The 12,858-nt window shown below is 43.4% G+C and carries 10 protein-coding genes and 1 pseudogene; 6 read left to right on the forward strand and 5 right to left on the reverse strand.

The features are described 5' to 3' along the window. Positions 1–38: 38 nt before the first annotated feature. A complete protein-coding gene (asd, locus tag BDD30_RS21760) occupies positions 39–1,145 on the forward strand; it encodes an aspartate-semialdehyde dehydrogenase (RefSeq protein WP_041381429.1) in 1,107 nt (368 codons plus the stop codon). 631 nt (positions 1,146–1,776) lie between these two features. On the opposite strand, the pseudogene BDD30_RS24465 reads toward asd, so the two are convergent. From BDD30_RS24465 to dnaA, 5 genes and pseudogenes are all read right to left on the reverse strand, one after another. Beyond that, a pseudogene (locus BDD30_RS24465) lies at positions 1,777–2,060 on the reverse strand (Hcp family type VI secretion system effector). Between the two features lie 139 nt (positions 2,061–2,199). Further along, the gene (gyrB, locus tag BDD30_RS21770; protein WP_041381428.1) at positions 2,200–4,614 is read right to left on the reverse strand and encodes a DNA topoisomerase (ATP-hydrolyzing) subunit B; all 2,415 of its coding nucleotides are present in this window, start codon (positions 4,612–4,614) and stop codon (positions 2,200–2,202) included. Positions 4,615–4,633: 19 nt separating this feature from the next. Further along, positions 4,634–5,725: a DNA replication/repair protein RecF gene (gene recF / locus BDD30_RS21775; RefSeq protein ID WP_012776198.1), complete on the reverse strand. Its 1,092-nt coding sequence runs from the start codon at positions 5,723–5,725 to the stop codon at positions 4,634–4,636. 21 nt (positions 5,726–5,746) lie between these two features. Further along, positions 5,747–6,847, reverse strand: a complete 1,101-nt coding sequence (gene dnaN, locus BDD30_RS21780) for a DNA polymerase III subunit beta (RefSeq protein ID WP_012776197.1) — start codon at positions 6,845–6,847, stop codon at positions 5,747–5,749. 4 nt (positions 6,848–6,851) lie between these two features. Continuing rightward, positions 6,852–8,240, reverse strand: a complete 1,389-nt coding sequence (gene dnaA / locus BDD30_RS21785) for a chromosomal replication initiator protein DnaA (RefSeq protein WP_041381427.1) — start codon at positions 8,238–8,240, stop codon at positions 6,852–6,854. Between the two features lie 698 nt (positions 8,241–8,938). Between dnaA and rpmH the strand changes: the two genes are divergently transcribed. The 5 genes from rpmH (at position 8,939) to mnmE (ending at position 12,785) form a co-directional block, all read left to right on the forward strand. Next, the gene (gene rpmH, locus BDD30_RS21790; protein WP_015836465.1) at positions 8,939–9,079 is read left to right on the forward strand and encodes a 50S ribosomal protein L34; all 141 of its coding nucleotides are present in this window, start codon (positions 8,939–8,941) and stop codon (positions 9,077–9,079) included. 16 nt (positions 9,080–9,095) lie between these two features. Next, a complete protein-coding gene (gene rnpA, locus BDD30_RS21795) occupies positions 9,096–9,455 on the forward strand; it encodes a ribonuclease P protein component (protein ID WP_015836464.1) in 360 nt (119 codons plus the stop codon). Then, positions 9,419–9,679, forward strand: a complete 261-nt coding sequence (gene yidD, locus BDD30_RS21800) for a membrane protein insertion efficiency factor YidD (RefSeq protein WP_015836463.1) — start codon at positions 9,419–9,421, stop codon at positions 9,677–9,679. The genes rnpA and yidD overlap by 37 nt, the downstream gene beginning before the upstream one ends. Before the next feature lie 2 nt (positions 9,680–9,681). After that, the gene (yidC, locus tag BDD30_RS21805) at positions 9,682–11,322 is read left to right on the forward strand and encodes a membrane protein insertase YidC (RefSeq protein ID WP_015836462.1); all 1,641 of its coding nucleotides are present in this window, start codon (positions 9,682–9,684) and stop codon (positions 11,320–11,322) included. 98 nt (positions 11,323–11,420) lie between these two features. After that, positions 11,421–12,785 carry a tRNA uridine-5-carboxymethylaminomethyl(34) synthesis GTPase MnmE gene (gene mnmE / locus BDD30_RS21810; protein WP_015836461.1) on the forward strand — a complete coding sequence of 455 codons (1,365 nt, stop codon included), beginning with the start codon at positions 11,421–11,423 and terminating at the stop codon, positions 12,783–12,785. Positions 12,786–12,858: the final 73 nt, after the last annotated feature.

Here is a 12,858-nt window from a genome sequence, read left to right on the forward strand (position 1 = left end):
AATGTCTGATCAACACTCACCAAAGCAGGATAATAATGATGAAAAATGTGGGTCTTATCGGCTGGCGCGGTATGGTCGGCTCAGTATTAATGCAACGTATGATTGAAGAGCGGGATTTTGATGTTATTCGTCCGGTATTCTTCACGACATCGCAACACGGACAGCCAGCACCTGATTTTACCGGTCAGCAAGGTATTTTACAGAATGCTTTCGATATTGGGGCGCTTGGTGCTCTGGATATTATTATTAGTTGTCAGGGTGGAGATTATACTAATGAGATTTATCCAAAGTTAAGAGCAACAGGTTGGCAAGGATATTGGATTGATGCAGCTTCAGCGCTGCGTATGAATGATGATTCTATCATTATTCTTGATCCGGTTAACCATGCTCATATTCAGGAAGGTCTTAATAAAGGGATAAAAACTTTTGTTGGTGGTAATTGTACCGTTAGCCTAATGTTGATGTCTTTGGGGGGCTTATTTGCTAATGATTTGGTTGAATGGGCTTCTGTTGCAACTTATCAGGCCGCTTCTGGTGCGGGTGCTCGCCATATGCGTGAACTTCTGGTTCAGATGGGAGCTCTGCACACTCAGGTAGCAAAAGAGCTGCAAGATCCGGCATCGGCTATTTTGGAGATTGAAAGAAAAGTAACGGACTTTACCCGCAGTGGTGTTATGCCAACCGATCAATTTGGTGTGCCGCTGGCAGGTAGTTTGATTCCGTGGATTGATAAGCAACTTGATAACGGCCAAAGCCGTGAAGAGTGGAAAGGTCAGGTAGAAACTAACAAGATCCTGAATACCGGTAATAATATCGTTACTGTGGATGGTTTGTGTGTTCGTATTGGTGCTTTGCGTTGCCACAGCCAGGCATTTACTCTGAAATTGAAAAAAGATATTTCGATTCCTGATATTGAGCAATTACTGGCTGAGCATAATGATTGGGTTCGTGTTATTCCAAATGATCGCGAATTGAGTATGCGCGAATTGACCCCCGCAGCCGTAACCGGCACTTTGAATACTCCTGTAGGGCGTTTACGTAAGCTGAATATGGGGCCAGAGTATTTGTCGGCTTTTACTGTAGGTGACCAGTTACTATGGGGGGCTGCTGAGCCTCTGCGTCGCATGCTACGTATATTAGCTTAATCATTTTAATGTATTTGTTTATATGAAAATCCACTCGTTATTCGGGTGGATCTCTTTATATAGCATTTAATGGTTCTTTCTTGTTTCTTTATTGGTTTGTTATGTTACGTAAATTATATTTATGATTTGTACCTAAATATATAGTAAATCATTTTTATGGAGATGATGAGAATGTAACAAGATAAGTTACTGATTTTAAAAGTAAGATAGTTCTGAGTATTTATCAATTAGAAAAGGAAAAATAATGATGGATTATATTGACGTTATAATCTCCACTAAGTCTACTGGTGGGATATTTATATTTATATTTATATTTATATTTATATTTATATTTATAATATTCTATCTTTAAATTTTTTATCTCATTTTGTTTTATAAAAAATATTGTGGATAAAAAACGCAATTATATTTTATCTGTTTTTTTCTATTTTAATAATTATATTTGGTTATATGAAATTATTCGTTATTGGCTTTAATGAACACCATGATTTTATATCTAAATTCATTAACTTGAATAGTGAAGGTATTAAAATAGGAAGTATGATATTCTCTGTTTTATATGTTTTGGTCCTACCGAAAAAATTTAGTTAATAAAATAAGGCGTGAAATTATAATGCCTTGCTTCTCTCTTTTAATAAATCCTGTCATCCCAAATACTATAACTACCAGTTCCTGCGATAAGGTGATTCCCTGTAATATTTGTATATTTTAACGAAATACTTTTCTGTAGTGGAAGTTCATTATGATTTAATGAATGATGCAAATCACTTATTTCAGTGATGGTGTGAACGCCAGTGATCTCTAAACTAAAGTGGTTTGCTTGATATTTATTACCGATAGAATTAACAGAAGAACATCCCGCTGATATTAATCCTTGTTTTTTCCCTTTATTGTCATGTAAATCATGTCAGCCATATTATATCCTTAGATCATATTTAAGTTATGTTTACAAGAACATTAAATAAATTACACTTTATTGGTTATAAATAACAGATAAAAAAAGCACCCAATTGAGAATCAATATGGGCGCTTTTTAAATTGGTAATAATATCAGTTAGATATCAATATTTGCTGCTTTCAGCGCATTTTCTTCAATAAATGCCCGACGGGGTTCAACGGCATCACCCATTAGAGTTGTAAATAATTGATCAGTGGCAATGGCATCTTTTACTGTCACGCGCATCATTCGGCGGGTTTCCGGGTTCATGGTCGTTTCCCATAACTGCTCAGGGTTCATTTCTCCCAGACCTTTATAACGCTGTATAGACAGACCACGACGTGATTCTTTCGTTAACCATTCTAGAGCTTGCTCAAAATCACTGACAGGCTGGCGACGTTCACCACGCTCAATGTAAGCGTTCTCTTCGATTAAATTACTAAGTTTATCGCCTAACAAAGTAATACGGTGGTATTCACCGCCGTGGACAAAGTCGAAATCCAGTGGGTAATCGGTATCGACACCATGTGTACGAACACGCAGAATGGGTTCAAACATTTGGCGCTCACGATTTTCATGGAGTTGATAGCTGTAGCTGCTGCCGTTTTGTTCTCGGTCATTCAGGCGAGTTACCAGCGTTTCAATCCATTCCTGGACTTTTGTTTCGTCGGTTAGCGCTTCTTCAGTCAGCTTTGGATGATAAATGAGGTTATTTAGCAAACTTGCTGGATAGAGACGCTCCATACGTTTGATGATTTTCTTCACACCATTAAATTCTGTCACCAGTTTTTCCAGAGGTTCCCCTCTCAAGGCTGGTGTGTGATCGCTGGTGTAAAGGGATGCACCATCCAAAGCAATAGAGAGTTGGTACTCGTCCATAGCTTCGTCATCTTTAATGTACTGCTCCTGTTTGCCTTTTTTCACTTTATACAGCGGTGGCTGAGCAATAAACACATGACCACGTTCAATGATTTCTGGCATTTGACGATAGAAGAAGGTCAGCAATAGAGTACGAATATGAGAACCGTCGACATCCGCATCCGTCATGATAATAATACTGTGATAACGCAGCTTATCCGGGTTGTATTCGTCACGGCCTATCCCACAGCCCAATGCAGTAATCAGTGTTGCAACTTCCTGAGAAGACAGCATTTTATCGAAACGCGCTTTTTCGACGTTTAGGATTTTACCTTTCAATGGCAAGATTGCCTGATTTTTGCGGTTACGCCCCTGTTTTGCAGAACCGCCTGCCGAGTCCCCTTCCACTAAGTAGAGTTCGGACAATGCCGGGTCACGTTCCTGACAATCAGCCAATTTGCCTGGTAAACCAGCCAAATCAAGAGCTCCTTTGCGACGTGTCATTTCGCGTGCTTTACGGGCGGCTTCACGGGCTCGGGCAGCATCAATGATTTTACTGACGACTGTTTTGGCATCATTTGGATTTTCCAGCAGGTATTCCACCAGCTTCTCATTCATCAGTGTTTCAACAGCAGTTTTCACTTCGGAAGAAACCAGTTTGTCTTTAGTCTGAGAAGAGAATTTTGGATCAGGTACTTTAACGGAAATAACTGCAACTAAACCTTCACGAGCATCATCACCGGTAGCGCTGACTTTAGATTTCTTGTTGTACCCCTCTTTATCCATGTAGCTATTAAGGGTACGAGTCATTGCGGTACGGAAGCCAACTAAGTGAGTACCGCCATCGCGCTGTGGAATGTTATTGGTAAAGCAGTAAATATTTTCCTGGAAGCCATCGTTCCATTGCATTGAAATTTCAACACCGATGCCATCTTTTTCTGTCGAGAAATAGAAAACATTTGGATGGATTGGCGTTTTGTTTTTATTTAGGAACTCAACAAACGCTTTAATTCCACCTTCATAATGGAAGTGATCTTCAGTATTCGTGCGCTTATCAATAAGGCGAATGGATACACCGGAATTCAGGAAGGAAAGTTCACGTAGGCGTTTGGCCAGAATGTCATGCTGAAATTCAGTGTTGTTGCGAAAAGTATCCATGCTTGGCCAGAAGCGAACACGAGTACCTGTCTGTTCAGTTTCTCCAACGATTTTCAGTGGGCTTTGTGGCACACCAAGGTGATAAGTCTGTTCATGAACTTTACCATCACGGCGGATAACCAGTTCCAGCTTTTCAGACAAGGCGTTAACAACAGAAACCCCTACACCGTGCAGGCCGCCGGAAACTTTATAAGAGTTATCATCGAATTTACCCCCCGCATGCAGCACGGTCATAATAACTTCGGCTGCTGAAACACCTTCTTCTTCGTGTATGCCGGTAGGAATACCGCGGCCATCATCCTGTACAGAGACAGAGTTATCGGCGTGGATAGTAACGATAACTTCATTACAGTGGCCTGCGAGGGCTTCGTCGATAGCGTTGTCGACAACCTCGAAGACCATGTGGTGTAAGCCGGTACCATCGTCTGTATCGCCGATATACATGCCCGGACGTTTACGAACCGCATCCAGCCCTTTTAATACCTTGATACTTGAGGAGTCATATGTATTCGACATCAACGTTTCTCGCTCATTTTTAATCCTGTGGTTGAATCTCTATTTTGCCATTTTCCACGCGAAACATCCTGCTATTTCCATCAAGCATGTCTGTTACCTGTCCTGGGCTTATCGCACTGACAAATACCTGAGCTTGCGTGGATTTTAGACGTTCGGCCAGCAATTGACGACGGCCGGCATCCAATTCGGAGGCAAAATCATCAAGCAGATACAGACATTGTTGTCCGTTCTGTCGGGTGAAATATTCACCCTGTGCTAACCGCAGTGCGCACATCAACAATTTTAATTGACCGCGGGATAGCATATCTTCTACTGGAGTGCCTTCTACACGAATGCGCAGATCAGCCTTATGTGGGCCGGAAGCTGTGTAGGTTAACGCTCTGTCACGTTCAAACTGGCGCTCCAGTAATTCAGCATAATCACTCTCTTTGTCCCACCCCTGTTGGAAAGAGAAGCGCAATATAAATTCGGGTAAAAACTGTTTACAGGTATCAGCAATACCCTGAATGATGTTTGTAACATATTCAGTACGCCACTGGTTTATCTGGTTTGCCAGTGGTGCCAATTCTTGATCCCAAGGCCGTATCTGACTGTAATGGGTGACTTGTCGTAGTGCTGCATTGCGTTGTTTAAGCAGTCGCTTCAGATTTACCCATGCGGAAAAAAAGCGCGGATCATTGTGAAAACAACCCCAATCAATAAAAGCTCTACGGTACTTTGGTCCGCCATTTAACAGGGTAAATCCTTCCGGGGTGATAAGTTGCATAGGTAGCATTTTGGCTAGTTCTGCAATTTTACCACCATCGCTGCCATCGATTCTGACTTTACTATCGCCATTACGATTTTTACTCAGACCAATAGACGATTCCCGTGCATTTTCTCGTTGTTCCAGTCGTCCATGTAGCACAAATTCATCACAGTTATGGCGGATTACTCGCCCTGACTGAATGCTACGAAAAGAGCGCCCGTGACCTAGCGTATAAATCGCTTCCAATACACTGGTTTTGCCGCTGCCATTAGGCCCAACCAGAAAATTAAATCCGGTAGCTAGAGGCAAATCTGCATCAGCGATATTACGAAAATCGCGGATAAATAAACGCGTAAGAGTCATATACCTGAAATGTAGATCCTGTTACAGGCGCATTGGCATCACGACATAAGCCGCATTGTGACTGGCACAGTCTTCTATCTGAACACTGGAAATAGCATCGGTCAGCAGTAAACGAACCTCTTCACACCTTAATGTGTTGAGTACATCCAAGACATAACTGACGTTAAAACCTATTTCCATTTCAGTACCCTGATAACTAACATCTACAATCTCTTCGGCTTCTTCTTGTTCAGGGTTATTTGCTGTGATTTTCAGCTGGTTTTTACTGAAATAGAGGCGAACTCCACGGAATTTCTCATTAGAGAGAATGGCAGCGCGTGAAAAAGCCTGTTTCAGCATATCACAACTAGCTTCCAGGGTTTTATCTGGGTTCTTCGGTAATACGCGGCGATAATCAGGGAAACGCCCATCCACCAGTTTAGAGGTGAAAATAAAATCACCAACATGAGCACGAATATTGTTACTGCCGATTTGTAACTGTAGCGGAGTATCGCCGCCGTCCAGCAATCTCATTAGCTCAATAACGCCTTTGCGTGGCACGATTACCGAGTGGGAAGGCAGATTTTGACCGATGCCCATAGAACAGACTGCCAGACGGTGACCATCTGTTGCCACTGTACGCAATTCTTCGCCTTCGGTTTCAAACAACATACCGTTGAGGTAATAGCGGACATCCTGATGGGCCATAGAGAACTGGGTTGATTCAATAAGTCGTTTCAGTGTGGCTTGTGGCAGTGAAAATTCAACTTCGCTTTGCCAGTCATCAAGATTTGGAAAATCAGCCGCAGGTAATGTGGAAAGTGAGAAACGGCTGCGGCCAGAACGTACTAACAGGCGGTCACCATCCAGTTCCACACTGATTTCGGCACCATCCGGCAAACCGCGCCAGATGTCAAAGAACTTACGTGCCGGTACAGTGGTTGCACCTTCTTCGTGTGGTAATGAAAGCGTAACACGTGCCATCATTTCCATTTCTAAATCTGTACCGGTCAATAATAAAGAACTTTCTGTTACCTGTAGTAATAAATTACCAAGGATAGGCAGAGTAGGGCGCCCACCCAGCGGGCTACTGACCTGTTGCAGTGGTTTTAGTAATTGCTCACGTTCAATGATAAATTTCATAGCGCTAGGAAGACAATGTTCTGATTAAGTTAGAAAAATCCTCTTTGATGTCGTGACTTTCTTCGCGCAGTTGTTCTATTTTACGACAAGCATGCAGCACAGTTGTATGGTCACGTCCACCAAAGGCATCCCCGATTTCAGGCAAGCTGTGATTGGTTAACTCTTTTGCCAGCGCCATTGCCATTTGCCTTGGACGGGCAACGGAGCGAGAACGCCGTTTGGAAAGTAAATCGGCCACCTTGATCTTATAATATTCAGCGACTGTTTTCTGAATATTATCAATAGTAACCAGTTTTTCCTGTAGTGCTAACAAGTCACGTAATGCTTCACGTACAAAATCAATAGTAATCGCTCGACCGGTAAAATTGGCATTGGCTATTACCCTGTTTAATGCACCTTCGAGTTCACGGACATTAGAACGTAGGCGTTTAGCGATAAAAAAAGCGACTTCTCCCGGTAACTGAATTTCGTTTTCGTCGGCTTTTTTCATTAAAATAGCGACACGAGTTTCCAGTTCAGGTGGTTCAATAGCGACGGTTAACCCCCAGCCAAAACGGGATTTTAACCGATCTTCTACTCCATTTATCTCTTTTGGATAGCGATCTGATGTCAGAATAATCTGTTGATTACCTTCCAGTAATGCGTTGAATGTATGAAAGAACTCTTCTTGAGAACGTTCTTTATTGGCAAAGAACTGAATATCATCGATCAGCAATGCATCAACAGAGCGGTAATAGCGTTTGAAGTCTTCTATTGCATTGTTTTGTAATGCTTTGACCATATCCTGGACAAAACGTTCAGAATGCATATAAACCACTTTGGCATTTGCCTTACGTGCCATGATACTGTTACCTACGGCGTGTAACAGGTGGGTTTTACCCAAGCCAGTACCACCATAAAGAAACAGTGGGTTATAGGCGCCACCGGGGTTATCTGCTACCTGTCTTGCGGCAGCGCGGGCAAGCTGGTTGGATTTACCTTCAACAAAGTTGTCAAAAGTATGTTTTGGATTAACGTTAGAGCGATAGGACAGCTCTGGTTGTACCGCAGTATTATCCCAACTGGGACGTACTGATGTGTTCTGTGGTGCAGGTGTAACCGGTGCGTGAGCAACAACCCTTTGCGGTGGGCTGTCGTTTTGTGAAATAGGTTTATTGCCAACTTCGAAACGTAATAACGGTACTTCTGCTCCACAGAAATCATTCAACAATCCGTTGATATTGTTGATATATTTTTCTCTTACCCAATCTAAAACAAACCGGTTAGGAGCATAAAGTGCCAGAGTGTTACCACTTAACTCTGCCTGAAGGGGGCGTATCCACATACTGAATTCTGTGGCAGGTAATTCATCCTGCAATCGGGCAAGACATTGCTGCCAAAGCGAAAGTGACACGGCGGACTCCCCTAAAACAAGGCCAATTAACAATTAAAGAAATCGGAGTGGTTAGCTCATTATATTGTATTGGGTTCAAAACAATGATTCCTTCCAAGTAAAAGGAAGGATCAATTGTCATGCTTGCGGCGATTTTTAATCTTATCGCTCCCCAATGATCCGTAGATAAGATCTGGATCATGACGCGGGATCATAGCGCAAAAGGCGCTACAGATCTTCATTCTTTTACACAGTTTAAGCGCTTTTTATCCACAGGGAGAAATTACCTGTGAAATAAAGGGCAGTTAAGACACTTTAATGTAGTCATGGCATATATTAAACAAGGGTCGAGGATAAGCCGCTATTTAAGATAAAATTGAACCAAGGATCATAACAGAGAATGAAGATCAGGTCGTGATCATTGCGCTTTACTGAGCAGTCCGTATAATACTGGACCCTGCGTGCATTGCCAGAGTTTTTTGCCGGTAGTGGTTGGTGAGAGGTTCCTGTGTAAGCACGGGCAGGTTGTCGGTAAACATTCAACTCAGTAGAAAAGCCGGTTAGCTTGTGTCATGTTTAATTGACTCAGAGCTGTACATTTTATTACAATCCCGCTTCTTTTATATTGATGTTGCGATTTAGGCGTCAGTGTCTACTGCTCACTGGCTGCTAACGCGTTTACTGAATCAGTAATAATTTTAAGTTAGGTAGAAATCGCTATGAAACGCACTTTCCAACCGTCCGTACTGAAGCGTAACCGTACTCACGGCTTCCGCTCTCGTATGGCCACTAAAAATGGTCGTCAGGTTCTGGCTCGCCGTCGTGCAAAAGGCCGTGCTCGTCTGACCGTTTCTAAGTAATAAAGCTAACCATCTAGTGGTTACGCTCGCTTTTCCGAGGGAGTTACGCTTGTTAACTCCCAAGCATTTCACTTATGTTTTCCAGCAACCCCAACGGGCAAGTTCACCAGAGATTACTATCCTTGGTCGCCTTAATGAGCTGGGGCATCCCCGCATCGGTCTTACCATAGCCAAGAAAAATGTTAAACGTGCTCATGAGCGTAACCGAATTAAACGGTTGGCCCGTGAAAGTTTCCGTTTGAACCAACATAGTTTGCCTCCTATGGATTTTGTGGTATTGGTTAGGAAAGGGGTTGCTGAACTTGATAACCGTGAATTAACGGAAGCTTTGGGTAAATTATGGCGTCGTCACTGTCGCTTGGTTCGCGCCTCCTGATCGGATTAATCCGTGGATATCAGTTGGTGATAAGCCCGCTGCTGGGACCCCGTTGTCGTTTTAATCCTACATGTTCTCAATATGGCATTGAGGCATTGAACAGATTTGGAATGATAAAAGGCGGTTGGTTAACAGTGAAACGCGTATTAAAATGCCACCCTTTACACGAAGGTGGTGATGATCCCGTCCCACCTAAAAAAAACAACGATAATAGAGAACACTAACGATGGATTCGCAACGCAATCTTCTTCTCATCGCTTTGCTGTTCGTTTCTTTCTTGGTCTGGCAAGCATGGGAAGCAGATAAAAATCCGCAACCAACTACAGTACAGGCCACGCAACAAACGGATATGCCGAGTGGTGAGAATCAGGCAGTGCCAGGCAGCGGGAAAGGTAAACTGATCACGGTTAAAACTGATGTGCTCTCTTTGACCATCAACACTCGTGGCGGTGATATCGAAGAGGCTGATTTATTAGCCTACCCTGATACTTTGGGTTCAAACCAGCCATTCAAATTGCTGGAGACAACACCTGCTTTCACTTATCAGGCGCAAAGTGGGTTGACTGGTAAAGATGGCCCGGATAACCCGACGAATAGTGAGCGCCCGCTGTATACCACAGCACAGGATAGCTATGTATTGGATAATGGGCAGGATGAATTACGTATCCCGTTGAATTTCGTCGCTAAAGATGGCGTTGTTTATGTTAAAACATTTGTCCTGAAACGTGGTGAATATGCGATTAGTGTGGATTATCGTATTCACAACACGACAGAAAAACCGTTACAGATGACCTTCTTTGGTCAATTGAAACAGAATGTTGAACTGCCAAAACATCGTGATACGGGTAGCAGTAACTTTGCACTGCATACTTACCGTGGTGCGGCTTATTCTTCAGACGATAATAAGTATAAAAAACATAGCTTCAGCGATATTGAAAGTGAACCTTTGTCTGTCACTACTAAAGGTGGTTGGGTTGCAATGTTGCAGCAATATTTTGCTACGGCATGGATTCCTTCAGCTAATGAAACCAGCACTTTCTATACTGCCTCATTAGATAAAAAGATGGCTGCGATTGGTTATAAGAGTGCGCCAATTTCTGTTGCAGCTAATAGTGAAAAAACAGTTTCTTCTACGCTGTGGATTGGTCCAGAAATTCAAGATGAAATGGCGGCAGTAGCACCTCATCTGGATCTGTCTGTGGATTATGGCTGGTTGTGGTTTATCTCTCAGCCATTATTTAAGTTGTTGAAATTCCTGCATGGTTTTATCGGTAACTGGGGCTTCTCCATTATCGTTATTACCTTTATTGTGCGTGGTATCATGTACCCGCTGACCAAGGCGCAATATACTTCAATGGCGAAAATGCGTTTATTGCAGCCTAAATTAGCGGCTATGCGTGAGCGTATTGGTGATGATAGGCAGCGCATGAGTCAGGAAATGATGGCGCTGTATAAGGCAGAGAAAGTGAACCCGCTAGGAGGTTGTTTGCCTCTGTTGATCCAGATGCCAATCTTCCTTGCTCTATATTACATGTTGATGGGTTCTGTTGAATTACGTCATGCGCCATTCGCTGGCTGGATTAATGATTTGTCTGCACAAGACCCTTATTACATCTTGCCATTGTTAATGGGTGTGACGATGTTCGTTATCCAGAAAATGTCTCCGACGACCATCACTGATCCGATGCAGCAGAAGATTATGACCTACATGCCTGTTATGTTCACTATCTTCTTCTTGTGGTTCCCATCAGGTCTGGTTCTGTACTATATCGTCAGTAACTTGGTGACAATTATTCAGCAGCAGCTGATTTATCGTGGGCTGGAAAAACGTGGTTTGCATAGCCGCGAGAAGAAGCCGGCGAAATAAAAATAGCTTCAACCAGTATTCATTCTGGTAGTTGTAACATAAAAGGCGGTCATTGGCCGCCTTAACTATTTGAGCTAAAAAGTAAAAGGGAGATAACCATGAATACCACCGATACGATAGTCGCTCAGGCTACCCCGCCAGGACGGGGTGGTGTTGGCATCTTACGTGTTTCAGGCCCGAAAGCAGCACAAGTGGCTGAGGTGGTATTAGGTAAGTTACCCAAGCCCCGTTATGCGGATTATCTGCCATTTCGTGATGTAGATAATCGGGTACTCGATCAGGGAATTGCGATTTACTTTCCGGGACCTAATTCCTTTACGGGGGAAGATGTACTGGAGCTTCAAGGGCACGGTGGACCGGTTATTCTTGATTTACTGTTGAAGCGTATTCTGACCCTACCTGGTGTACGCATCGCTAATCCTGGTGAGTTTTCTGAACGTGCTTTTCTTAATGACAAACTGGACCTGGCTCAGGCGGAGGCCATTGCTGACCTGATTGATGCTAGTTCGGAGCAGGCGGCCCGTTCAGCGATGAATTCTTTACAGGGCGCTTTTTCTACCCAAGTTCATCAGATGGTGGAAGCACTTACTCACTTGCGAATTTATGTAGAGGCTGCGATTGATTTTCCTGATGAAGAGATCGATTTCCTTTCTGATGGGAAAATTGAAGCCAATCTGGATAACGTCATCGCTAAGCTTGATCGTGTACGTTCTCAGGCTCGTCAGGGTAGCCTTTTGCGTGAAGGGATGAAAGTTGTTATCGCAGGCCGGCCTAATGCTGGGAAATCGAGCCTGCTTAATGCGTTAGCGGGTCGTGACGCTGCGATTGTTACCGATATTGCCGGTACAACCCGTGATGTACTGCGTGAACATATCCATATTGACGGTATGCCGCTGCATATCATTGATACTGCGGGTCTGCGTGAAGCCAGTGATGAAGTGGAACGTATTGGTATTGAACGCGCATGGCAGGAAATTGAACAGGCTGATCGCGTATTGTTTATGGTAGACAGTACGACAACTGATGCGGTTGAGCCAGTAGAAATCTGGCCTGAATTTATGGCTCGTTTGCCGGAATCACTGCCTATCACTGTTGTCCGCAATAAAACGGATATGACTAATGAAGAGACGAGTATTACTGAAGTGAGAGGTTACTCGCTAATCCGCCTTTCTGCTCATAGTGGTGAAGGAATCGATTTGCTCCGCGATCATCTAAAGGAAACTATGGGTTTCAACAGCAATACGGAAGGGGGTTTTCTGGCTCGTCGTCGTCATTTACAGGCATTAAATACCGCGGCAGAGCATTTACAACAAGGTCATGAACAGTTGGTGGTTGCTCGCTCAGGTGAATTGTTGGCAGAAGAACTGCGTTTGGCACAACAGACACTGAGTGAGATCACGGGTGAATTCACTTCTGATGATTTGCTTGGAAGGATTTTTTCGAGTTTTTGTATTGGGAAGTGAAGGTGTGGGGCCTGGTAGACATTTATTCGAGGCGCTTCTGATAATAAGCTTCAGAGAGTCGCTTTGAGTGCAA

It is taken from the genome of Photorhabdus asymbiotica, from assembly GCF_003634575.1.
GTDB classification, from domain to species: Bacteria; Pseudomonadota; Gammaproteobacteria; order Enterobacterales; family Enterobacteriaceae; genus Photorhabdus; species Photorhabdus asymbiotica.